At 71.0% G+C, this 21,796-nt stretch carries 21 protein-coding genes and 1 pseudogene; 10 read left to right on the top strand and 12 right to left on the bottom strand.

Annotated elements, in window-relative coordinates; translation table 11 throughout:
• Positions 1-160: 160 nt before the first annotated feature.
• Both IU369_RS23145 and IU369_RS23140 read left to right on the top strand, forming a co-directional pair.
• Positions 161-1,186 carry an acetoacetate decarboxylase family protein gene (locus tag IU369_RS23145; protein WP_217925212.1) on the top strand — a complete coding sequence of 342 codons (1,026 nt, stop codon included), beginning with the start codon at positions 161-163 and terminating at the stop codon, positions 1,184-1,186.
• Between the two features lie 95 nt (positions 1,187-1,281).
• A complete protein-coding gene (locus tag IU369_RS23140) occupies positions 1,282-2,298 on the top strand; it encodes an acetoacetate decarboxylase family protein (protein WP_217925211.1) in 1,017 nt (338 codons plus the stop codon).
• Between the two features lie 78 nt (positions 2,299-2,376).
• Here the strand turns inward: IU369_RS23140 and IU369_RS23135 are convergent, their stop codons facing one another.
• The 3 genes from IU369_RS23135 to IU369_RS23125 form a co-directional block, all read right to left on the bottom strand.
• Positions 2,377-2,865 carry a hypothetical protein gene (locus IU369_RS23135; RefSeq protein WP_217925210.1) on the bottom strand — a complete coding sequence of 163 codons (489 nt, stop codon included), beginning with the start codon at positions 2,863-2,865 and terminating at the stop codon, positions 2,377-2,379.
• The gene (locus tag IU369_RS23130; protein WP_217925209.1) at positions 2,858-3,595 is read right to left on the bottom strand and encodes a ParA family protein; all 738 of its coding nucleotides are present in this window, start codon (positions 3,593-3,595) and stop codon (positions 2,858-2,860) included. Before IU369_RS23130 ends, IU369_RS23135 begins: the two co-directional genes overlap by 8 nt.
• Positions 3,596-3,845: 250 nt before the next feature.
• The gene (locus IU369_RS23125; RefSeq protein WP_425516848.1) at positions 3,846-4,766 is read right to left on the bottom strand and encodes an IS481 family transposase; all 921 of its coding nucleotides are present in this window, start codon (positions 4,764-4,766) and stop codon (positions 3,846-3,848) included.
• Between IU369_RS23125 and IU369_RS23120 the strand changes: the two genes are divergently transcribed.
• A protein-coding gene (locus IU369_RS23120; RefSeq protein ID WP_217921543.1) for an IS3 family transposase occupies positions 4,765-5,948 on the top strand; the annotation gives its coding sequence in 2 pieces (ribosomal slippage) (positions 4,765-5,035 and positions 5,035-5,948; 1,185 coding nt in all). The genes IU369_RS23125 and IU369_RS23120 overlap by 2 nt on opposite strands.
• A gap of 34 nt (positions 5,949-5,982) precedes the next feature.
• Here the strand turns inward: IU369_RS23120 and IU369_RS23490 are convergent.
• The 6 genes and pseudogenes from IU369_RS23490 to IU369_RS23090 all read right to left on the bottom strand — a co-directional run.
• Positions 5,983-6,093, bottom strand: a pseudogene (locus tag IU369_RS23490) (IS481 family transposase); the annotation flags it as partial.
• 103 nt (positions 6,094-6,196) lie between these two features.
• Positions 6,197-7,180, bottom strand: coding sequence for a replication initiator protein A (locus tag IU369_RS23110; RefSeq protein ID WP_217925206.1), 984 nt, complete (start codon positions 7,178-7,180; stop codon positions 6,197-6,199).
• Between the two features lie 498 nt (positions 7,181-7,678).
• Entirely contained in the window at positions 7,679-9,325 is a 1,647-nt protein-coding gene (locus IU369_RS23105; RefSeq protein ID WP_217925205.1) for a nitric oxide reductase activation protein NorD, read from the bottom strand.
• Between the two features lie 146 nt (positions 9,326-9,471).
• Positions 9,472-10,560, bottom strand: a complete 1,089-nt coding sequence (locus tag IU369_RS23100) for a hypothetical protein (protein ID WP_217925204.1) — start codon at positions 10,558-10,560, stop codon at positions 9,472-9,474.
• A 16-nt stretch (positions 10,561-10,576) separates the two neighbouring features.
• Positions 10,577-11,389 (bottom strand): CbbQ/NirQ/NorQ/GpvN family protein, encoded by an 813-nt coding sequence (locus IU369_RS23095; RefSeq protein ID WP_217925203.1) that lies wholly within the window; start codon positions 11,387-11,389, stop codon positions 10,577-10,579.
• Positions 11,390-11,463: 74 nt separating this feature from the next.
• A complete protein-coding gene (locus tag IU369_RS23090; RefSeq protein WP_217925202.1) occupies positions 11,464-11,820 on the bottom strand; it encodes a hypothetical protein in 357 nt (118 codons plus the stop codon).
• Between the two features lie 93 nt (positions 11,821-11,913).
• Here IU369_RS23090 and ilvB point away from each other — a divergent pair, with 93 nt between their 5' ends.
• Complete coding sequence (ilvB, locus tag IU369_RS23085; protein WP_217925201.1) at positions 11,914-13,647, top strand: biosynthetic-type acetolactate synthase large subunit; 1,734 nt, start codon at positions 11,914-11,916, stop codon at positions 13,645-13,647.
• Here ilvB and IU369_RS23080 read toward each other — a convergent pair.
• Positions 13,644-13,994, bottom strand: a complete 351-nt coding sequence (locus IU369_RS23080; protein WP_217925200.1) for a hypothetical protein — start codon at positions 13,992-13,994, stop codon at positions 13,644-13,646. The two genes, ilvB and IU369_RS23080, sit on opposite strands and share 4 nt — an antisense overlap.
• A 239-nt stretch (positions 13,995-14,233) precedes the next feature.
• On the opposite strand from IU369_RS23080, the gene IU369_RS23075 reads away from it, so the two are divergent.
• The 6 genes from IU369_RS23075 to IU369_RS23050 are packed head-to-tail and all read left to right on the top strand — an operon-like array spanning position 14,234 to position 20,237.
• Complete coding sequence (locus IU369_RS23075) at positions 14,234-15,463, top strand: thiolase family protein (protein ID WP_217925199.1); 1,230 nt, start codon at positions 14,234-14,236, stop codon at positions 15,461-15,463.
• Between the two features lie 17 nt (positions 15,464-15,480).
• Positions 15,481-15,921 carry a Zn-ribbon domain-containing OB-fold protein gene (locus tag IU369_RS23070; RefSeq protein ID WP_217925198.1) on the top strand — a complete coding sequence of 147 codons (441 nt, stop codon included), beginning with the start codon at positions 15,481-15,483 and terminating at the stop codon, positions 15,919-15,921.
• 57 nt (positions 15,922-15,978) lie between these two features.
• Positions 15,979-17,637, top strand: a complete 1,659-nt coding sequence (locus tag IU369_RS23065) for an AMP-binding protein (RefSeq protein WP_217925197.1) — start codon at positions 15,979-15,981, stop codon at positions 17,635-17,637.
• Positions 17,638-17,639: 2 nt separating this feature from the next.
• Positions 17,640-18,626 carry a hypothetical protein gene (locus tag IU369_RS23060; RefSeq protein ID WP_217925196.1) on the top strand — a complete coding sequence of 329 codons (987 nt, stop codon included), beginning with the start codon at positions 17,640-17,642 and terminating at the stop codon, positions 18,624-18,626.
• A 9-nt stretch (positions 18,627-18,635) separates the two neighbouring features.
• The gene (locus tag IU369_RS23055; RefSeq protein WP_217925195.1) at positions 18,636-19,805 is read left to right on the top strand and encodes a thiolase C-terminal domain-containing protein; all 1,170 of its coding nucleotides are present in this window, start codon (positions 18,636-18,638) and stop codon (positions 19,803-19,805) included.
• Positions 19,806-19,808: 3 nt separating this feature from the next.
• Entirely contained in the window at positions 19,809-20,237 is a 429-nt protein-coding gene (locus IU369_RS23050; protein WP_217925194.1) for a Zn-ribbon domain-containing OB-fold protein, read from the top strand.
• Positions 20,238-20,271: 34 nt separating this feature from the next.
• Here the strand turns inward: IU369_RS23050 and IU369_RS23045 are convergent, their stop codons facing one another.
• Positions 20,272-21,042: an SDR family NAD(P)-dependent oxidoreductase gene (locus IU369_RS23045; protein ID WP_246551703.1), complete on the bottom strand. Its 771-nt coding sequence runs from the start codon at positions 21,040-21,042 to the stop codon at positions 20,272-20,274.
• Complete coding sequence (locus IU369_RS23040; protein ID WP_217925193.1) at positions 21,039-21,794, bottom strand: Sir2 family NAD-dependent protein deacetylase; 756 nt, start codon at positions 21,792-21,794, stop codon at positions 21,039-21,041. The genes IU369_RS23045 and IU369_RS23040 overlap by 4 nt, the downstream gene beginning before the upstream one ends.
• Positions 21,795-21,796: the final 2 nt, after the last annotated feature.

Below are 21,796 nucleotides of genomic sequence, written 5' to 3'. Positions count from 1 at the left end.
GGGTACCGATGGCGTTGACGACCCCCCGTACGTGACATATGCTGCTTGCACGTTCTCGGTGACGCCCGGTGCCTTCCCGTCCTCTGGACGGGGTCCGGCTGCGGGCTCCCGCCGCGAGCAATGTGCAGCTGCCCTTTCCGAATAAGGGGGAAGCCCGTCTATGGCCGAGCAGTTCGCCGTGACGCAGGTCCCGGGTGCAGAGACGGGGGAGATTCCTCCCTCGCCTGTCGACCGTGACGAGAAGACCGCGTTCATCTACTCGCTCGTCGACCCCATCTGGGACATCGACACTCTGCCGCTGACCTACACCAACTCGCGTTGGTCAGCATTCTTCTACCGCGCCGATGAGAAGCAGCTTCGGCGCGTGCTTCCCGACTGCCTTGACCTCGAGGACGACATCGTCGAGTTCTGGTACGTCGACCACAACCACACCATGCTCGGCCCGTACGGCGAGATGGGTGTGACCGTGGCCGCGAGCCACAAGGCCGGTGACGGCCGTACGCTCTACGCCGGCTACTACCCGTACATGTACCTGACCCAGGACGCCGCGATCGACGCCGGTCGCGTGCTCGGTTTCCCGAAGAAGGAAGCCTTCATCCGCGTGCTTGAGCACGGCGGGGCGCCCGATGACGGTTACGGGGTCATGGACGGCAAGAACTACCAGTTCGACTACTTCTCGTTCCTCATGATCCGGAACGGGTACGTGCTCCACTCGGCGACCGGCAAGTACGACGACGCCGACCTGTCCGCGAAGCCCGCTTTCTACGGCAACACGGACTACGGCCGGATGAACATGAAGGTCGTCACCGCGCCGGACCTCTCGAGCTCCGAGTGGCAGCTCGTCTACCTGCCCTCGATGGTGACCAAGGACCTCGCGACGGCCATGGGCCGCCCCGACTCCGAGGGTTCGCACCGCTTCCAGGTGAAGCCGGAGTCGATCCGCACCGCCAGCCCCGAGAGCATCAACTGGTTCATGCAGGCCACGCCGTACGACAACCTTGGGCACGAGCTTCCGCCCAAGGAGATGATCGGCCTGATGACCTTCAGCTTCGACCTGATCATCCCGGCCGGCGAGGTCCCCTGGACCGAGACGTACACCCGGGACGCGACCTGGGCGGGCGCGGCCAAGCCGTACCGCTTCGGTCTGCGCCACCGCTTCCCGAAGCCCATCGGCCTCGGCGCGTAGGGACTAGGTCAGATCGTGATCAACCGTGACGGGGGCGTCCGCTCCCACAGGGGCATCCCCGTCGCGGTGACGCCATTCCAAGGAGGAACAGCGCTATGGCGCAGCTGAACGTCACGAGCGTTCCGTGGATCGACTCGGGCGACGCCCCGCCGCTTGCCCTTGACCGGGACAAGCGCGACATCATCTCGCAGGGCATCGCGGACCCGCTGGTCGACTACGACATCGTCCCGCTGACCTACACGAACTCGCGTTGGTCGGCGTTCTTCTACCGGGTGGACGAGGCGGCTCTCCGTCGCATCCTCCCCAAGTGCGTTGAGCTCGAGGACGACGTCGTCGAGTTCTGGTACGTGGACCACCTGCACACCGGTCTCGGCCCGTACGGCGAGATGGGCGTGACGGTCTCCGTCTCGGCCAAGGGCCACGACGGCAACACGTACTACGCGGGCTACTACCCGTACATGTACCTCACGCAGGACGCAGCCGTGTTCGCCGGCCGCGAGCCCTTCGGGTTCCCGAAGAAGATCGCCTACATCGTCACCCAGGAGCACGGTGGCAAGGAGGACGACGGCTACGGCGGCTTCGGCAACGACTACTTCAACTTCACCATGGAGCGGCGTGGGTACCTCATCCACACCGCGACGGGCCGGTACGACGACGCCGAGCTTCCGGCGAAGCCCAGCTTCTACGGCGACCCGAAGTACGGGCGCATGAACCTGCGGCTCATCACGGACCCGTCCCTCACGACGACGAAGTGGGACCTCACCTACCTCCCGTCCGAGGTGACCAAGGCGACGGCGGCGGCCATGGGCCGTCCCGAGACCGAGGGTCAGCACCGCTTCCAGCTGAAGCCGGAGTCGATCCGCACGGCGTCCGCCGGCGCGATCCGGTCGTGGGCCCTGACGGCCACGCCGTTCGACAACCTCGGCGCCATGATGCCGGTCAAGGAGCTCATCGGCCTGATGAGCTTCAACTTCGACCTCATCATCCCGGGTGCGGACACCATCTGGACGCAGACGATCGAGCGCACCGCCGAGGACATCGGCGACCTGCTCTTCGCCACGCCGTACCAGTACACGATGCGTCACCGCTTCCCGAAGCCCCCGGGCGTCTGAGCCCCAGCTTCTCGAAGTCGGCTGCACCTGCCGGCCGGGTCCCTCGGGACCCGGCCGGTCGTGTTTAACGGGCCCCCCTTAGAGGGCGGCGCCGGCGCCCCGGGGCGCCGCGGCACGGAAGGCGCCGAGGCGTTCCCGGATCGCGGTGGCGTCCTCGGAGGTCTGCTCCCACAGGAGCATCTCGATGATCTCCACCTTGCTGGTGCGGACACCGGCGCGGCGGAGGTCGTGGATGACGTCGGCGAGGTGGTCGTCGAGCGGCTTCCGCACCCGGATCGCGAGGTTCACCGGTGGCAGGTCCGGCGCGAGGCGCGGCCGGCGGGCCGCCGCGGGTGCGGCACGCCGCGGCGTCCTCGTCGCGCGGGTCGCCCCTCCCCCCTCCCCCACCGACGCCGGCGGGTCCGGTGTCGCCGCGGCCCCGGGCGCGGCGACGGGGTCCGGGTCCGGTGTCGCCGCCCCGGCGCCGGGCGTGGTCGCCGGCCGGGTGCGTGGCGCGGGCGGGGGTTGACGGCTCGCGCGCTCGATCCGCCGTCGCATCAGGTCGATCCCGCTGGCCTGGTCAGCCACATGCCACCTCCACGGTGTCGGCGACCGCACGGAACTCGGCGGCCGCGGCGCGCACCCGCACGCCGGGGTTGGGCTGGGTCACGAGCGCCGCGCGGCGCAGGCGGCGGCGGATCCAGCGGTGCTCGGAGACCGGGGGGGCGACGGTGATCCGGCCCGCCTCCGCGAGACCCGCGAGCCGCTCCACGAACCGCCGCGGCGGGACGGCGGGGACCATCGTCGGGACGAGCAGCAGCCGGTAGTCCCGGTAGTCCGCGACGATCGCCTCGAGGGCGTCCATCTCCCGGGCGCCGAGGACGACGGGGACGACGACGAGGTCGGCCCCCTGGATCGCCCCGTCGGTGAGGGGGTTCGCCCCCGGGTGGGTGTCGACCACCAGGTAGGGGTCCTCGAACGCGGCGGCCCAGGCCCGGAGGCAGTCCCCCACCAGGTCCGCGTCGATGCGGCTCGCCGACAGGTCCGGGTGCGCGGGGACGAGGGCCGGTTGGTTGGCGCGGCGCTTCGGACGCGGCGGCCGGCCCTCGGGGCCGCGCTCCAACGCGTCGAGGAGCGGGACGCGGGCGGCGCGGGTCGGGTCGTGCCCCCACATCCGCGTCGCGCCCCCCGCGTCCCAGTCCAGGTCGACGAGGACCCCCGACAGGGCGGCGGCGAGCTCGTAGGCGAGGGTCGTCTTCCCCACCCCGCCCTTCGCCGCCGCCACGGTGATGATGCGTGCAGGCGTGGTGTCGCTCATGCCGTCATGTTCGCGCGCGTGATCGTATGTCCTCCTTTGTGCATGCATGCATGCGGGCACGCTAGACGGCGTCCCGGACGGCGTTCCCCTCCGGCGGACCGCCGCCGCCGGCCGGGTCGTGCCGGGACCGCCGGAGGGACGTCGGTCGGGTACCGGGGGAAGTGACTCGCGGCCGGGGGGAGGGGGACGCCCGGACCACGGGGCGTCGCAGGATGGTGGGGGCCCCGGGTGGGGGTCTAGGTGTAGTCGCTCACCACGTTGTTGACAGGCGGCTGATCGGTGGGAGGCCGCCCAGTGAGCTGTGGCGGCGCCGCGTGTTGTAGTGCCAGAGCCACTCTGGCAGGCACGCGGCCCGCTCGGCGTTCGAGGTGAAGACCTGCGAGTAGGCCCACTCCCTGAGCAGCGTGCGGTTGAGCCGCTCGACCTTGCCGTTGGTCCACGGGCAGTGGGGGCGGATCAGGACATGGCGAGCGCCCATCTCGCCGAGGACATCCTGAAATGCGCTCGAGCGCCGGTAGTTGAGGGCGTTGTCGCTCATCACCCGCTCGATGCGGGTGATGCCCATCGAGCCGAAGAAGCGGGCCGCCCGCTCGATGAAGGCAGCGCAGGTCTCACCGCGCTCGTCGGGGTGGATCTCCGCGTAGGCAAGCCGTGAGTGGTCGTCGATCGCCGAGTGGACATAGTCATAGCCCTGGGCGCGGTTGATCACCGGCTTTGGCCCTCTGCCATGGGCCCGCCAGCCCCCGCCCTCGGGGATCCGCCCGAGCTTCTTGACGTCGATGTGGATCAACTCACCCGGCCGTGCGCGCTCGTAGCGCACGCGGCTGATCGGCCCGCGCCGCACGGGGTCTCCGGTGAGCGCATCCAGGTCACGCAGCAGCGGCATCTGGTGGCGGGCGAGTACTCGGCCCACCGTCGAGGCCGCGATTCCGAGCTCGTCGCCGATCCACTGGGCTCCGCGTCGATGGATGCGGCGTGTCTTGAGGATCTGTCGCTCGGTCGCCTCGTCGGTGCGGTGCGGGCAGTGAAGAGGCCGGCTCGAGCGATCGAGGAGGCCGCCGGCCCCCTCGGCCCGGTAGCGCCGCAGCCACTTGTAGGCGGTGGCTGGGGTCGCCCCGCTTCTGCGGACACCATCGGAGAGGCGATGATGCTTCTCCAAGGAGGTCCACATGGAGCAGCGGGAGCGACGGGCACGGCGGGAGTTCAGTGAGGAGTTCAAGGCCCGCACGGTCGAGTTGATCGAGTCCTCGGGGAAGTCCATTGGGGCGGTCTGTCGAGAGCTCGACCTCAGCGAGACGGCGGTACGCCGGTGGGTCAAGCAGGCGCAGATCGACCAGGGCACGGCGCCGGGGCTCACCAGCGACGAACGCGCCGAGCTCGCCCGGCTTCGGCGTGAGAACAAGGTGTTGCGTGAGGAGCGGGAGATCCTGAAAAAAGCCGCGGCCTTCTTCGCCACGGAGACGACGCGGTGAGCCTCTACCGGTTCATCGCCGCCGAGAAGGCCGCACACGGGGTCTCCACCCTCTGCAGGACGCTCGGCGTCTCACGCTCGGGCTTCTACTCGTGGGCCGCCCGACCACCGTCGAGCCGCCGGCGCGAGGATGAACAGCTCCTCGAGCGGCTCCGCGCGGTGCATCGGATGAGCCGCGGCACCTACGGCGCCGCCCGCATCCACGCCGAACTGCGTGCTGACGGCCACCGCCACGGCCGTAAGCGGATCGCCCGGTTGATGCGCGAGGCGGGGATCGAGGGCACCCACCGGCGCCGCTTCCAGCGCACCACCGAGCGCGACCCGCTGCGGGCCCCGGCCGCGGATCTGGTGGAGCGACGCTTCCTCGCCGAGTGCCCGAACGCGTTGTGGGTGGCTGACATCACCTACGTGCGGACCTGGGCGGGGTGGCTCTATGTCGCGGTGGTCGTCGATGCCTACAGCCGCCGCGTCGTCGGCTGGTCGATGCGCGAGGACCTGCGGGCCGAACTGGTCGTCGATGCGATCCAGATGGCGCTGTGGCGGCGCCAGGTGGAGCCCGGCCAGCTGGTGCACCACAGCGACCGGGGATCCCAGTACACGAGCTTCGCCTGCGGACGCGCCCTGCGCGAGGCGGGGATCGCCCAGTCGATGGGCTCACGTGGCGATGCCTATGACAACGCCCTCGCCGAGTCGTTCATGTCGACCCTCAAGACCGAGCTGATCGACCGACGCTCCTGGCCGACCCGCCAGCAGGCGCGGACCGCGATCTACGACTACATCGAGAGTTGGTACAACCCACGCCGCCGGCACTCGGGCCTCGGTTACCTCAGCCCCGCCGAGTTCGAGGCACAGCACCACCGCCGGCAGGAGTCGGCGGCCTAGGAAAACTGTCCGCCAAAGCGGGGCGACTCCAAGCTCTCGAGCAGCCCATCTGGTGGGCGACATCAGCCGGGCGATGGCCGGCCAGGACCCGTTCAACGAGCAGTGCCCTTCCGTGAACGGTCAAACGGGCGTTAGCGTGCGCCACGAGGACCCCCTTGGGGCTGGGAAGGCTTCGACACCTCCACAGAGCCTCGGGGGTCCTCCCTACGTCAACCCGGAACCGTCAACAACGCTCCGGGTGACTACATCTAGGTCCCCGTGCGGGTGAGGGTGCGGGGGGAGCGGCGGCCGGCGGTGCCGGCGGGGCGGGTGACGATCAGCTGGTGGGCCCAGCCGTCGTCGACGGCGACCCGCTCCCGGACGAACCGGTACCCGGTGCCGGGGTGGCTCGCGACGGCCTCGCAGGCGCGGGAGACGGCGGCGACGTTGTCGCGCTCCCGCGCGCAGGTGGAGCCGACGCTCGCGAAGAACGGGGGCCCCAGCCAGTACGCCTGCCACTCCTCGCCGTCGCCGGCGTCCTCGAACCGGTCGTTCTCCAGCAGGCCGTAGAGCTTGCGGGCGATGGGGGGGAGGTCCCGCAGGACGTCCCAGTCGATGTAGACGCCCGCCTCGTGGCGGAGCTGCTCCAGGAACCAGCTGCCGAGGAAGATGTAGCCGAGGCGCTCCAGCCGGCCGTCGGAGACGACGGGCCACAGGACGCGGTCGATGATCCCGAAGTGGTCCTCGTGGGTCTTGCGGCCCGTCTCGGAGTCGTTGACCTCACCCTCCCACCGGGCATCCTGGAGGTTGAGGAGGGTCCGCTTGAGGGCCTGGCGGGCGTTCTTGCCGGACTCCGCCCACCCGAAGTCGTGGAGGAGGCGGTACTGGGTGAACGGCACCGCCGACGCCCCCGCCTGCTCGAGCTGCAGCCACCGCGACCCCAGCCAGACGATCGCCATGTACCCGTGACGGCCGATCGGGGGGCCGGCGGTCTGGCGGATCGACCCGAGGCGGTCGGCGATCGCGACGCCGGCGGCGACCTCGAGGCCCTTCCGGGCGCTGGAGCGGTCCGCGAAGCCGTACTTGAGGGGCTGCTCGAGGCGGCGGAGGTGGTCCGGTTCGCAGAGGGCGAGCTGCGCCTCCGCGCCGCTCAGGTGGTTGTCGTCCGCGGCGGCGGAGCCCTCGCGGCGGCGGACGCCGGGACGCTCCAGGGGGACGGTCTCGTTGCGGCGGGACGCGGGGGAGGGGGGCACCCGACAAGTCTTGCGCGGCGGTCGGCCGGACACCACGGGTCGCGAGACCGCAACCGGGGTAACCGGCTCGCGCCGTGGCCGGGCCGCGAAGCGGTTCGGCCGGCCACGGCCTCTGTTCTTTTCCCTAACCCCTATTAACCCTTAAACCTACGGGCGGCGGAAGTGGTCGTTTTGCAGGGGAGAACGGCGTCCGCGCGCGAGTCGCATCCCCCGGGTCGACGCGAGTCGGTTACCCCCCGTGCCGCGCGAGGCGGCTACCCCGGTCACCGGCTCGCCGGGCGGTCGGGGCGAGCGGGTTACCCCGGTCGGGGTCTCGCGGCGACGGCGGGCCTGTGGAGAAAACGGGGTGGGGGACGTGGGTGCGCGAGTCGCATCCCCCCGTCCGCGAGCGGGATCCCCCCGTCCGCGAGTCGGTGACCCCGGGGAACCGGCTCGCGGGACGGCCCGGGCCGCGAGTCGTTTACCCCCGGTGGCGCGAGTCGTGTACCCCGGTCGGGGTCAGGTCGTGAGGCGGCGGTACAGCTGGGGGAGCTTCTGCGGGAGGGTCCGGACGTCGTCGACGACGACGAAGTTGGCGTCCGAGTACATGTGGGGGAGGTAGTCGGCGCCCTCCCGGTCGACGGTCACGCAGAACAGGTGGATCTTCTCCCGGCGGGCCTCGCGGAGGGCCATCTTCGTGTCCTCCTGCGCGTAGGCGTTGTCCTGGTAGGTGTCGGAGTCGTAGGGCTTGCCGTCGGTGAGGAGGATCATCAGCTTCACGTTCGAGTCGGCGGCGGCGAGGCGGCGGGTGGCGTGCCGGATCGCCGGCCCCATCCGGGTCTTCTGGCGGGCGTAGATGCCGCCGATGCGTCCCTTCACCCGGTCGTCGTACCGCTCCCCCAGCTCCTTCACGACGTAGAACTGGGCGTCCTCGCGGCCCGACCCCGAGAAGCCGTAGATGGCGTACTCGTCGCGGATCGCCTCGAGGGCCTCGCACATCAGGAGGAGGGCCTCCTTCTCGATGTCGATGATCCGCTTCCGGCCGTCGATCTTGCGGTCGGTGGAGCTCGACATGTCGACGAGGAACGCCGTCGTCACGTCCCGGTCGCGCTTGTCGCGCTTGATGTAGACCCGGGGGGTGGGGGACACGCGGGCCTTGCGGTCGACGACGTACTCGACGAGGCCGTCGGTGTCGAGGTCGTCGCCGTCCTCCTGGTAGCGCATCTTCCGGAGCGCCTCGGGGCGCATCAGCTGGAAGTTGCGCCGGATCTGGGTGACGATCCCGCCGAACTCGTGGAACGTCGCCGCGACGAAGCCCTCCTGGGTCCGCGTCTGGCGGTGCTCGGTGAGGGTGCACCACGACGGCCGGTAGTCCTCGATCTTGTGGTCCCACTCGTCGTAGTGGAAGACCTGCTCACCGAGGTCGGACTCCTCCGCCTCCGGCTCCACGTGGGGGACGTCGGCGAGGCCCGTCTGGTCGGGGGAGTCCGACCCGCCGCCCTCGGCGTCGTCGGAGCGGCCGTCGGCGGACCCGGGGGGTGCGTCCTCCTCACCGGAGGAGGAGGTCTGCTGGGCGACCTCGTCGGGCTGGCCCTGACCGGCCTGCGCCTCGCTCGTCGACATCGCCTTGTCGGCGTCGCCGGCCTCGTCCTCCGCCGGTGGCTTCTTCTCGCCCTCGCCGCCCTCCTGGCCCTCCGCCTGGTCCGCCTCCCGCTTCACGGGGGCGTCGGAGGGGGGCCGCACGAGCTGCTCCATGACGGGGGTCATGAACGGCGGCAGCTCCATCTGCTCGTAGTCCTCGACCCCGGAGCCGGCGGGGGGCGGCTCCTCGCCCTCACCCGGCGGCGGGGGCGTGCCGGGGTCCTGGGGGCCCTCCTCCTGCTGCGGCATCGACCGCTGACCGGGGTCGGCGAGGCCCTCGTCGATGAGGGCGTAGAGGCGGCCGGTGAGGGTCGCGGCGTCCCCCACCCGGTTCTCGGGGGCCTCGATCGTCACGAGCAGCTCGATCGCCTGGACGATCACCGTCTGGGTGACAGGCGCGAGCTCGGTGCGGTCGGGGGAGAGGCCGAGGCTGTGCTGCAGCAGCGCCTCGACGACGGCCTGGGCGTCCGAGAGGGTCGCCAGCTCGGGGCGGCGTTCGGCGCTGGCGGTCTGGATCATCGCCATGTCACGGCGGATCCCGGGGTACGCCCGCCGGATGGCGGCGTCGACGCGGTGGCCCTCGACGATGTTGAAGAGGTCGCGGGCGAGCGCCGGCTGGGGGAACAGCCCGTAGAACCGGGTGAGGTCGGTGTCGGTGGCGCGCAGGGTGCTCAGCGGATCTCCTGGGAGTAGCGGGCCCGCAGGTGCTCGACGGTCTCGGGGATGTCGCCGAGCGAGAACTCGTAGGTGCCGAACTCGATCCGGCCGGCGCCGTGGGCGGTCGCGACCTTGTACGCCGTGAAGTTGCCGGCGTCGTCCTCGAAGAAGTGCATCTCCGGGGGCAGGATGATGTGGTCCGCCCCGTACGCGTCGACGGCCTGCAGCTCGTTCGTGCCGCGGATCGCGACCTCGTGGCCCGAGAGGGCCGTCGCGTAGAGCTTCAGGACCCGGGCGACGGACTTCAGCGCCAGGCCCTCCTTCAGCTCCTCCAGGACCTGCAGGGAGTACTTCGACCCGAGGCGGAAGTAGCCGCGGCCGACCTCCTTGTTGCGGTCGAGGACCTCCAGCCCGCGAGTCACCCACTCCGCCGCCCCGTCCGTCGAGACGCGCTCCCCGTTCAACAGGTCGAGGAGGGTGTCGGCGGCCTCCAGCGACGCCTCGGGGTCGGCGGCGGCGACCTGGCGGACCTGGTCGAGGTACGCCGGCCGGTACCGGGGACGGAGGCGGGCGAGGATCGGCGGGAGCGCCGACGCCAGCTCCACGGCGTGCTTGCGGCGCTTCTCGTCGCGGCGGTCCCGGGCGGCGAGCTGGGTGCGGAGCTCCTGCGCCCGCTTCACCTTCGGCTCCATCTCCCGCAGCTCACGCTCGAGGGCGTCGAGCTCCGTCGCGAGCTGGGCGGTCTCGGTGTCCTCGGGGGGCCCCGCGGTCGCCTGGGAGACGATGTCCACGTAGGCGCCGGCGAGGGTCGCGTCGGGGGCGTCGTAGAGGTCGGGAAGCTGCTTGGCGACCTCGACGCCGCTCTTCCACCCCGTCGCCGCGACCTCCCGCACCTGCGCGAGGTACCGCTCGACCCGCTCCGGGTCGGCCTCCGCCAGCAGCCGCGGCAGCTGGCGGGCGACCTCCACCCCGAGCTGGTACTTCAGGTCCGAGATCTCCTCGACCATGCGCAGGTACGCCTGGCGCTGGTCCTCGGGGACCGAGATCAGCATCTCGCGGGCGACGTACATGCCCACGTTGCCCACGGCGGGACCGAAGGTCACGGCGCGCCCCGCCCCGCTAGAACTGCGTCGCGATGATCTCGACGATCGAGCGCTGCATCTCCAGGTCGTCGGTGATCGGCTTGCAGATCGTGGCCTCGCACGCCGCGATCGGCTCGACCCCGCCCTGGATGAGCTGGCCGGCGTAGACCAGCAGACGCGTCGAGACGCCCTCCTCGAGGCCGTGGGTGCGGAGGTTGCGCACCTTCTCCGCGATCTTCACGAGCTTGGCGGCGGTGTCGTCGTCGATGCCGGCCTCGGCCTTGAGGATCGACTCCTCGAGGTCCGGGGGCGGGTAGTCGAACTCGATCGCGACGAAGCGCTGCTTGGTCGAGTGCTTCAGGTCCTTCAGGACCGACTGGTACCCCGGGTTGTACGAGATGACGAGCTGGAACTCGTCGGGCGCCTTGACGATCTCGCCCTTCTTCTCGAGGGGCAGCACCCGCCGGTCGTCGGTGAGGGGGTGGATGACGACGGTGGTGTCCTTGCGGGCCTCGACGACCTCGTCGAGGTACGCGATGCCCCCGGCCTTCACCGCGGTCGTCAGCGGCCCGTCCTGCCAGATCGTCTCGTCACCGCGGAGGGTGTACTTGCCGACGAGGTCCGACGCCGTCAGGTCCTCGTGGCAGGCGACGGTCACGAGCGTGCGCTTCAGGCGCCAGCTCATGTGCTCCACGAACCGCGTCTTCCCGCAGCCGGTGGGGCCCTTCAGCATCACCGGCAGACGCGCGTGGTAGGCCGACTCGAAGAGCTCCACCTCGTTGCCCAGGGGCAGGTAGTACGGCTCCTTGGTGAGGCGGAAATCCTCGACGCGCTGGCTCTCGACCGCCATTCGGGCTCCTCGTGCCGGTTGGCTCAAACGATCAGGTGAGTGTACCGAACGCCCCCCGGGGAGCGCCTCGCGGCTCAGGTCGCGGGGGCCTCCGGCGGCGCCTCGGGGATGTCGTCGTCAGGGCTCAGCGCCCACATCGACGGGAGGTCGATCTGGAACTCCCCGCCCTCGTCGGCGTGCTCGGCGTGCCACTGCTTGAACTGGGGGATCGAGAACCCGACGACCTGCCGGCTCTGGGGCTCGACCCGGACCAGGAGCCCACGCTCGGGGTCGTGGACCGTCACGGCCGGGACGGGCGGGCCGTAGCTGCAGTGGTAGGTGTCGGACGCGGCGTCGTAGTGGGTGATCGACTCCGACGCGATCCGCAGCGCGTTCTCCTCGGCGAACGAGGGCTTGCCGGCGTCGCCGGCGGGCGGTGGTGTGGTGCTCATCGTTGTGGGGCCTCCTTGGGTCGGGACCTACCCCGGCCGGGTCCTTTACACTCGCTCGCCAGACCTTCGTACGACAGGGCGGAAGGACACAGAATGCGCGCGGTCGACGCGACCCTCGCCAGCCTCAAGAGGGCCGGCGTCAATGCCATCTTCGGCCTGCCGGGCGGGCCGGTCATCCCCCTGTTCGACGCCCTCCACGACGATCCGGACATCCGCACGTTCCTCGTGCGGCACGAGCAGGGCGCCGGGCACATGGCCGAAGGCTACGCGAAGGTGACCGGGCGGGCCGGTGTCTGCACCGCCACCTCCGGGCCGGGGGCGACGAACCTCGTCACCCCGATCGCCGACGCCTACATGGACTCCGTCCCGCTCGTCGCGATCACCGGACAGGTCGGCGCGTCACGCGTCGGGACGGACGCCTTCCAGGAGGCGGACATCGTCGGCATCACCCTGCCGATCGTGAAGCACTCGTACCTGATCAAGGACGCCGACGACCTGCCGCAGGCGATGGCGGAGGCCCTGCACGTCGCCCAGACCGGCCGCCCCGGCCCCGTCCTCGTCGACGTCTGCGTCGACCAGTGGGCCCGCGACGTCGAGGACTACACCGAGACCGACCCGCCGATGCCCGGCTACCGGCCGCCCGACGGCGCCGGCCACCCCCGCCAGCTCGAGGCCGCCGCCCGCGCCCTGCGCGCCGCGGAGCGCCCCGTCATCTACGCCGGCGGCGGGATCATCAGCGGCGAGGCCTCCGCGGAGCTGACCCGCCTGTCGGAGATCACCGGGATCCCCGTCAACACCACCCTCATGGGCCTCGGCGGCTTCCCCGGCACCCACCCCCTGTTCGTCGGCATGCCGGGGATGCACGGCATCGCCGCCGCGACCTACGCGTTCCAGTCCTCCGACGTGATCCTCGCCGTCGGGGTGCGCTTCGACGAGCGGGTCCTGTCCACCGTCATGAACGAGTGGGCCCCGAACGCGAAGATCATCCACATCGACGTCGACCCGGCGGAGATCTCGAAGAACCGCTCCGCCCACATCGGCATCGCCGGCCAGGCGGCCCCCGCACTCGCCGCCCTCGCCGAGGCGTACCAGGCGCTCCCCGAGCCCCACGACGCCGCCCGCCGCGCCGCGTGGGTCGACCAGATCGCCGGCTGGAAGCGCCAGCACCCGTACCGCATCGACGAGGACCCGGGCGTCATCCAGCCCCAGGAGGTCGTCCAGGCGGTGTACCGCATCACCCGCGGCGACGCGATCGTCTGCACCGACGTCGGCCAGCATCAGATGTGGGCGGCCCAGCACTACGTCTTCGACCGTCCCCGCCGGTGGATCACCTCCGGCGGCCTCGGGACGATGGGCTTCGGCCTGCCCGCCGCCCTCGGCGCCCAGGTCGCCCTCCCCGACGAGCTCGTCGTCGTCATCTCCGGCGACGGGTCGTTCGAGATGACCCTCCAGGAGCTCTCGACCGCCCAGATGTACAACCTGCCGGTGAAGGTCGTGATCCTGAACAACGGCTACCTCGGCATGGTCCGCCAGTGGCAGGAGCTGTTCTGGGACGGCCGGTACGCCGGGTCGAGCTTCGCCCCGTTCCAGCCGAGCTTCGCCGGCATCGCCCAGGCCTACGGCATCCACGCCGCCACCGTCCACGCCCCCGAGGACCTCGACGGCGCGATCGCCGAGGCGTTCGCGGCCGACGGGCCCGCCCTCGTGGACGTGCACGTCAGCCCCCTCGCGAAGGTCTTCCCGATGGTGCCGTCGGGCAAGGGGCCCGACGGGATCATGGTCGGGCCGGCCTCCGGGCGCCTCGGCGGCGGGGGGACCCCCGCCTAGTAGAACTCGGCGATGCGGACGCCCGAGCGGATCGCCTCGGCGTCGAAGTCCATCTCCTCCTCGAGGTTCGCCGGGACCTTCGCCGGCAGGTTCACCTCGAACTCGCCGTCGGGGGTCTTGTGCGACTCGTAGTAGGCGGAGAAGGACGCGATCGAGAACCCGAGGACCTCGTTGGTGTCCGGGTCGAAGAAGACCGTCAGACCCTCCGTGTTCGTCACGGCGGAGGCGTTGTCGTGGCCGCGGTAGATCTGCCGGTAGGTGTCGTTCGCGGCGTCGTAGTTGGGGTCGGAGGCGGACAGGGTGGAGCTCCTTGCCGGAAGGGGTCGAAGACCGGGCGATCGTACCAAGGCGCACGCGGGCGGGCCGTGGGGTCCGGCGACCGTCCGAAAGGGCCCTGAAACGCCCAATTTGCAGGAAAAAAACGCCCCTCCGGCCGTCTTGACGCTCGGCTCGTGACACTGGTAGCGTTCGCACCCGTGCGGGCCACCCGGCCTGGTCTCGGCCCTGCGATGCCTCTGGTCGCCTCAGCGGCCGTCGGCCGCCGACGGCCCCGTTTGGCCCTTTCAGGCGACCACGAGGAGGATGGATGAGCGAGGCCACGCCCAACCTGCGCGAAGCACGACGGATGCTCGGAAAGGGCATCGTCATCGCCGGGGTGGGGGAGACCGAGCAGGGCAAGCTCGAGGGGCGCGGGTCGTTCCAGCTCCTCGCCGAGGTCACCAAGATCACCCTGGACGACGCCGGCATCACCCTCGGCGACGTCGACGGGATGGTCACCGCGTTCTCGTTCGTCGAGTCGACGCTGATGCACGCGACGACCTTCGCCGACTACCTCGGGATGGAGCCGGGCTACTTCGCCTCCGTCGCCGTCGGTGGCGCCACCGCGCCGCTGATGGCGGTCCAGGCCGCCCTCGCCATCGACGCCGGCCTCGCCGAGACGGTCCTCTGCGTCCGTGGTGACAACACCCGGTCGGGGATCAGCTCCTCCGGGATGATCGCCATGGCCCGCGAGATGAGCCACGGCGCCTACGAGGCCCCCTACGGCCTCACCACCATCGGCGGCTACGGCCTCCTCGCCCAGCGGTACATGTACGAGCACAACGTGCCGCAGGAGGCGCTCGCCGCGGTCGTGGCGACCCAGTCCGAGCACGCCGCGCTCAAGTGGAACGCGATGCTCCGCGACGTCGTCACCATCGAGGACGTCATGAACGACCGGTGGATCGCCACCCCGTTCCACGCGATGGACTGCTCGCTGGTCTCCGACGGCGCCGCGGCGTTCATCGTGACGACCGCCGACCGCGCCAAGTCGATGCGCCCGAAGCCCGTCTACATCACGGGCATCGGCGAGGGCTTCTCGCACCAGTACATCACCTCCGCCGAGTCGGTCGACGGCGTCCGCCAGGGCCTCGGCCGCGCCGGCCGCCGCGCCCTCGAGGTCGCCGGCGTCACCGTCAAGGACCTCGACGTCGCCGAGATCTACGACTCGTTCAGCTTCACCCCGCTCATCGCCCTCGAGGGCATCGGCGTCTGCGGTCCCGGCGAGGCCGGTGACTGGGTGCTCGAGGGCAACGCCAAGCTCGGCGCCGCCCTCCCCATGAACACCCACGGCGGCCTGATCCGCCAGGCGCACCTCGGCGCGATGCACCACATCGTCGAGGCGACCCTGCAGCTGCGGGGCGAGGCCGACGACACCGCACGCGGTGGCGGCGACCACCAGGTGCCGAACGCCAAGCTCGCCATCACCACGGGCTCGGGCGGCATCCTCGCCGCGACGAGCGCGCTGGTCCTGTCGAGCGAACCGCCGTCGGCGGCCTAGGGCAAGGGGAGACGAGAATGAGCGACGAGACCACCAAGCCGGCCTACACCAAGCCCCTCCCCGACATGCGTCCCGAGGGGGACCACTGGTGGAAGGCGATGCACGAGCACACCTTCCTGCTGCCGACCGACGCCCAGGGGAAGCCGTTCTGGTACCCCCGGGCCCTCGTCCCCGGCACGCTCGAGCCCACCCAGTGGACCGAGTCGAAGGGGAACGGGACCGTCTACACCTACTCGGTGCACTTCATCGGCCCGAGCAAGGCCTACAAGGGCGACCCGCCGCACACCGTCGCGCTGATCGACCTGGACGAGGGCGTGCGCCTCATGTCGAACCTCGTCAAGGACGAGGAGGGCTACCCCTCCATCGACCCCGACGACGTGAAGATCGGCATGAAGGTCCGACTGGTCTTCCACGACGTCACCGACGAGATCACGCTGCCGAAGTTCGTCGCCGCCTAGGGGCGCGCGAGGCACACCCGGGTACCGCAACACGCATCCAAGGGGGAACGAGGAGACATGGGCGAGTGGAGTGACTGGTATGCGCGGGAGGATCCCACCAAGTGGGTCCTGGCCGAGGTCCTGAAGACGCGGGCGAGCGAGACGCCGGACCGGGACTACCTCAAGTTCGCCGACAACCCGTGGGTGAGCTACGGCGAGGTGAACGCCCGCGCCAACCGGATCGCCAACTCGTTGGTCGCCCGTGGCGTGCAGCCGGGTGAGTCGGTGAGCGTGATGCTCCCGAACTGTGAGGAGTTCATCCCGGTGTGGTTCGGGATCCTCAAGGCGGGTGCGGTGATGAGCTCGATCAACACCGCCTACAAGGGTGATTTCCTGTCCTGGACGATCAACCTCGTCGAGGCCAAGAAGCTGGTGATCTCGGACCTGTACCTGGACCGCCTCGACCTCATCAAGGGCGAGCTCCCCCTCCTGGAGCACGTGATCGTGATGAGGACGGGCAACCAGGAGGGCCCGGACCCGTCGCTGAAGTGGGAGCCCCTCGAGGCGTTGATGGAGGGCTCTGACGGTGAGCCGGATGGGATCACCTACAGCTGGACCGATGACGCCCGGATCATGTTCACCTCCGGCACGACGGGCCGCTCGAAGGGTGTCATCAAGCAGAACGCCGCCGACTACTTCTCGGCGCGTGGCCTGTTGGAGGTGGTGTCGGCGACGGCCGGCAAGACGGTGGAGTCCCTGGCGGAGGACACGTTCTTCAGTTGTCTGCCGTTGTTCCACTCCAACGCCCAGGTCCTGTCGGGGTACCCGGCGCTTGTCGCCGGCGGCCGGGTCGCCTATGTGGAGCGCTTTTCCTCCAGCAAGTTCTGGCAGCAGATCAAGGACGCCGAGGCGACGGTCTTCAACTCGATCGGGGCGGTGTCGTACTTCATCTGGAACATCCCGCCGTCGGACCTGGACCGCGCCCACAAGGTCCACACGTGCTTCGCGGCACCGGCCCCGAAGGACATCTACAACGAGTTCCAGGAGCGGTTCGGCGTCAAGTTCATCGAGGGCTACGGCCTCACCGAGACCGGCATGGCGACCTACATGGACCCGACCAAGCCGGCTGTCGCGGGGTCGATGGGCAAGGCGAACCCCGGGTATGAGGTGACGATCGTGGAGCCCGGCACCGACCGGCCGCTGCCCCCGAACACGCCGGGGGAGATCGTGGTGGACATGAAGATCCCGAACATCGTGATGCGCGCCTACTACGGCATGCCGGAGAAGACCGCCGAGGACTTCCGGAACCTGAAGCTCCACACCGGCGACCTCGGCCGCATGGACGAGGAGGGGTACTTCTACTTCATGGACCGGGTGAAGGACTACATCCGGCGCCGTGGCGAGAACGTCTCCTCGATGGAGGTCGAGCGTCAGGCCTCGGACCACCCGAACATCAAGGAGGCCGCCGCGATCGGCGTGAAGGCCGGTGAGGGTGCCTCCAGCGAGGACGAGATCATGATCGTCTGCATCCCCGAGGGGGAGGCCCCCGACCCGATCGAGTACACCCACTGGATGGCGGAGCGGATGCCGTACTTCATGGTGCCCCGCTACATCCGGTTCGTCCCCGAGCTCCCCAAGACGCCGACCGAGCGGGTGCAGAAGGTGAAGCTGCGTGATGAGGGCATCACCGCCGACACGTTCGACCGTGAGGCCGCCGGCATCACGATCAAGCGCTAGCGGTGGCGGACATCCTCCGGTACGGGGCGTACCTGCCCCGTTACCGGGCCCCCCTCAAGGAGATCCAGTCCTTCTTCGGCCGCCCGGGCCGCCCGCGCTCCAAGGCGCTGTGCACCCCGGCGCTCGACGAGGACACCCTCACGATGGCCTACGAGGCCTCCGTCGCGGCGCTCGCCGGGGCGGAGGCACCGGGGGTCGTCATCACCGTCAGCCAGTCGCCGCCCTTCGGGTTGCGCAAGCTGTCGGCGACCCTCGCGCGGACCCTCGGCCTCGACGGCGTCCTGCCGATCGACGTCGGCGGCCACTCGGGGTCCCTCCTCGACGCCCTGGAGATCGCCGGCGCCCTCGCCGGTGAGGGCAACCCGCCGGCGCTGGTCGTGGCCGCGGACCACCTGGTCTCCTACGAGGACCGCGTCTGCGACACCCTCTCCGCCGGGGCCGCGACGGCGTTCCTCGTCGGCGCGTCCGGCGGCGTCGCCCGCCTCGGCGCGACCGCCCGCGCGTCGCGTGAGGTCTACGACGTGTGGCGCCTCGGCACCGAACCCGAGGCGCGGTACCGCCTCGAGGTGCTGTTCGACGCCTACGGGGCGACGACGAAGGAGGCCCTGGCGGGCCTCGAGCGGATCACGGAGCGGCCCACCTCCGGGTACACGGCCGTCGCCGCGAGCCAGCCCCACCCCGCGACCCTGAAGGGCCTCGGCAAGTCGGGGGTCTCGGCGGAGCAGCTGGAGCACACCAGCTTCGTCGGGGAGATCGGCAACCTCGGCGCCGCCTCCGTCGGCGTCGCCCTCGCCCTCGGCCTCGACCGGGCCTCGGCGGGTGACCACCTCATCGCCCTCGGCTACGGCGGCGGCGAGGCGATCGCGCAGGAGATCGAGGTCACCGGCACCCCCGCCCCGGCGGGCACGGCGGAGCAGATCCCGGGCGAGGCGATCGACCTGTCGACGTACTACCGTTGGACCCGCGGCCGCCAGGCCGAACCGCACTAAGGAGGCGTGATGCGCGTCGGCGTTCTCGGGATCGGGAAGACCCCCCACAAGATCCAGCACGGCAAGTCGTTGCGCGACCTCGCGGTCGAGTCGGGCCGGGCCGCGATGGCCGACGCCGGCGTCGAGCCGTCGGACATCCAGTCGCTGTACGTCGGCAACGTCGGCTCGGTCGGGTTCAACTACGAGAACTCGACGGGCCTGATGGTCGCCCACCACCTCGGCGTCGTCCCCGCCGGCTCCGTCCGCGTCGAGGCCGCCTGCGGCACCGGCGCCTGGGCCCTGCACCTCGGCTGCGTCGCGATCCTCTCCGGCCTCTACGACACCGTCATGGTCCTCGGCGTCGAGAAGATGAACGACCTCGCCACCGTCGAGGGCACGTCGATCATCGCCCAGGCCGCCGACTCGAAGGAGGAGTACTTCTCCGGGTTGACGTTCCCCTCCGGGGTGGCGTTGACGGCCCGCAAGTACATGCAGACGTACGGCCTGACCGAGGAGGACCTCGCCCACACCTCGGTCAAGAACCACCACTACGGGGCTCGCAACCCGTTCGCCCACCTGCGCTTCGAGTGCACGGTGGAGGAGGTCATGCGGTCCGCGAAGGTCGCCGACCCCCTGAAGCTCTACGAGGTCTGCCCCATGACCGACGCAAGCTCGGCGCTGGTGCTGTGCCGCGAGGAGATCCTCCGCGACCAGCCCGACAAGCCGCAGGTGTACGTCACCGCCAGCCAGATGGCGACGGGCACGTGGTACGCCGCGACGGACACCCTCGACGACGCCCACCGCCTCTTCGCGGAACCCGCCCAGCGGGCGTACGCGATGGCGGGGATCACCGCCGACGACGTCGACGTCGCCGAGATCTACAACTCCTTCGCGATCCAGGAGCCCCTCGGCATCGAGGGCCTCGGCTTCGCGGAGAAGGGCAAGGGCTGGCAGGGCGCCGCCGACGGCTCCACCTGGATCGACGGGAAGGTCGGGGTGAACCTCTCCGGCGGCCTGCTCTGCAAGGGCCACCCCCTCGGCGCGACGGGGGCGACGCAGGCGGTCGACATCGTCGAGCAGCTCCGCGGCACCGCCCCGAAGGACATGCAGCGCGCCGACGCCGCGATCGGCGTCTCCGCGTGCCGTGGCGGCCCGGGTGCCGTCGGCGCGATCCACGTCTACCAGCGCCTGGAGGGCTAGCCCGTGACGGTCTCCGCGATCGAGTTCTCCCGCCTCGGCCCCCCGAAGCTGCGGCTCTACGCCATGCGCTGCGCGAACGGCCACCTCAGCCCGTGGTGGGAGCACCACCACTGCTACTACTGCGGGTCGGACACCCTCGTCGAGGAGGAGCTCTCCGGCAAGGGCGAGCTCTCCAACTACACGGTGGTCTACTACCCGCCACGTGACTTCCTCGGCCAGGAGCCGTACGTCGTCGGGCACATCACCATGGACGAGGGCGTCGCGATGCCCGCCCCCGTCGTCGGGGTCGCCCCCGAGGACGTCACCGTCGGGACCCGCGTCAAGGCGACGCTCCGCCGGATGAAGCTCGGCCACGAGGGCGACATCTACTACTCGCAGAAGTTCGTGGTCGACACCGACGCCGCCGCCGCCGCGGAGGCGCAGCCCTCCTAGCCCGCTCCGTGGCCCGCCGCCACGGGGCGGCGGGTCACCAGCAGGACATCCCCCCGTCGACGGGGAGGGTGTGGCCGGTGACGAACCGCGACGCGTCGGAGGCGAGGAACAGCAGCGGCCCCGTCAGGTCGGCGGGTTCCCCGCTGCGCCCCATCGGCGTGCGGGCGAGGAGCGCCTCCCGCCGGCCGGGGTCGGCGGTCATGGGGGCGTTCATCTCGGTGGGGAAGTAGCCGGGCGCCAACGCGTTCACCCGGATCCCGTGCGGCGCCCACTGGCGGGCGAGTTCACGGGTGAGGCCCTCCACCGCGATCTTCGACGCGACGTAGGCGGCGACACCGGGACCCGTCGCCGCCTTCCGGCCGAGGATGGAGCTCATCAGGACCATCCACCCGCCCCGTCCCGCGTCGATCATCACCCGGGCCGCGGCGCCGGCGAGGGCCGCCTGGGCGCTGACGTTCACGGCCATCACGTCCGCGAACGCCGCGGGGTCCTCCGCCTCGGCGGGGGCGACGGTCGCCGTCGCCGCGTTCAGGACGACCCCGTCGAGGCGTCCGAACTCCGCGACGGCGGCGTCGACGAGGTCCCGGGCGTGGCCGGGGTCGCGAAGGTCGGCGGGGTGCGCGACCACCCGCCCACCCTCCTCGGTGATCGCGTCGGCGACGGCCCGGAGGCGGTCGACCCGGCGGGCGGCGATCAGGACGGCGCAGCCGGCGCCGGCGAGGCCGCGGGCCATGATCTCCCCCAACCCGGCGGAGGCGCCCGTCACGATCGCCGCGGTCCCCGCGAGGGGGGTGGGGCCGGTCACGCGGGGGCGGGGGCGATGAGGTCGGCGACGGCGGTGAGGATGTCGGTGCTCGGGGCCCGCACCACCATCCGGGCGTACCGGTCGTACTGGGTGGGTGTCTCCCCGACGAGGACGAGGGGGGCGCCGCGGGTGAGGGGCACCGACGGCAGGAGGGAGATGGGGGCGGTCCGCAGGTCCGAGTCGAGGACGATGAACGCGTCCGCCTCCGCCGCGATCTCCCACGCCCGCTCCACCGCCCGCCGCGGCAGCGCCTCCCCCCACAGGGTCCCCTCGGGGCGGAGGGGGTACCCGCAGTCGCTGGTGGTGCACCGCGGCACGCCGTCGCCGGACGCGTCGATCAACGCACCGACCTCCGGCAGCCCGTACCGCTCCCCGCACCGCTCGCACCGCATCACCAGCACCGTCCCGTAGACCTCGACGGGGTCGGCGCTCCCGGCGCGGGAGTGGAGGCGGTCGACGGCCTGGGTGATCAGCGACGACACCAGCCCCGCCCGCTCGAGGCGTGCGAGGGCGTCGTGGGCGGGCCCCGGCCGGCGCGCCGCGATCTGGAGGGCGGTGGGGTGGAAGTACTCCCAGAACCGCGCGGGTTCGGTGAGGAACGCCTCGAGGCTGGCGCGCTGCGCCCACTCGCCGTGGGCGTGCGTGAGGTCGAGGCTCTCGGGGCCGCCCAGGTGCAGGCCGGTCAGGACGACCGCGCGCTCTGCCTCCAGGAAGACGGCGGCGAGGGCCTCGGGGTCGGACACCTGGGCCATCG

Source organism: Miltoncostaea oceani (assembly GCF_018141545.1).
Taxonomy (GTDB): Bacteria; Actinomycetota; Thermoleophilia; order Miltoncostaeales; family Miltoncostaeaceae; genus Miltoncostaea; species Miltoncostaea oceani.
This window is presented reverse-complemented; position numbering and strand designations above follow the sequence as displayed.

Bases quoted from the DNA above. Each gene is read 5' to 3' on its own strand.
- IU369_RS23145 (WP_217925212.1), top strand. From the start codon at position 161: ATGGCCGAGCAGTTCGCCGTGACGCAGGTCCCGGGTGCAGAGACGGGG.
- ilvB (WP_217925201.1), top strand. From the start codon at position 11,914: ATGCGCGCGGTCGACGCGACCCTCGCCAGCCTCAAGAGGGCCGGCGTC.
- IU369_RS23130 (WP_217925209.1), bottom strand. From the start codon at position 3,595: ATGAGCGACACCACGCCTGCACGCATCATCACCGTGGCGGCGGCGAAG.
- IU369_RS23075 (WP_217925199.1), top strand. From the start codon at position 14,234: ATGAGCGAGGCCACGCCCAACCTGCGCGAAGCACGACGGATGCTCGGA.
- IU369_RS23095 (WP_217925203.1), bottom strand. From the start codon at position 11,389: ATGGCGGTCGAGAGCCAGCGCGTCGAGGATTTCCGCCTCACCAAGGAG.
- IU369_RS23055 (WP_217925195.1), top strand. From the start codon at position 18,636: ATGCGCGTCGGCGTTCTCGGGATCGGGAAGACCCCCCACAAGATCCAG.
- IU369_RS23090 (WP_217925202.1), bottom strand. From the start codon at position 11,820: ATGAGCACCACACCACCGCCCGCCGGCGACGCCGGCAAGCCCTCGTTC.
- IU369_RS23065 (WP_217925197.1), top strand. From the start codon at position 15,979: ATGGGCGAGTGGAGTGACTGGTATGCGCGGGAGGATCCCACCAAGTGG.
- IU369_RS23105 (WP_217925205.1), bottom strand. From the start codon at position 9,325: ATGGCGATGATCCAGACCGCCAGCGCCGAACGCCGCCCCGAGCTGGCG.
- IU369_RS23140 (WP_217925211.1), top strand. From the start codon at position 1,282: ATGGCGCAGCTGAACGTCACGAGCGTTCCGTGGATCGACTCGGGCGAC.
- IU369_RS23125 (WP_425516848.1), bottom strand. From the start codon at position 4,766: ATGTGGACCTCCTTGGAGAAGCATCATCGCCTCTCCGATGGTGTCCGC.
- IU369_RS23070 (WP_217925198.1), top strand. From the start codon at position 15,481: ATGAGCGACGAGACCACCAAGCCGGCCTACACCAAGCCCCTCCCCGAC.
- IU369_RS23040 (WP_217925193.1), bottom strand. From the start codon at position 21,794: ATGGCCCAGGTGTCCGACCCCGAGGCCCTCGCCGCCGTCTTCCTGGAG.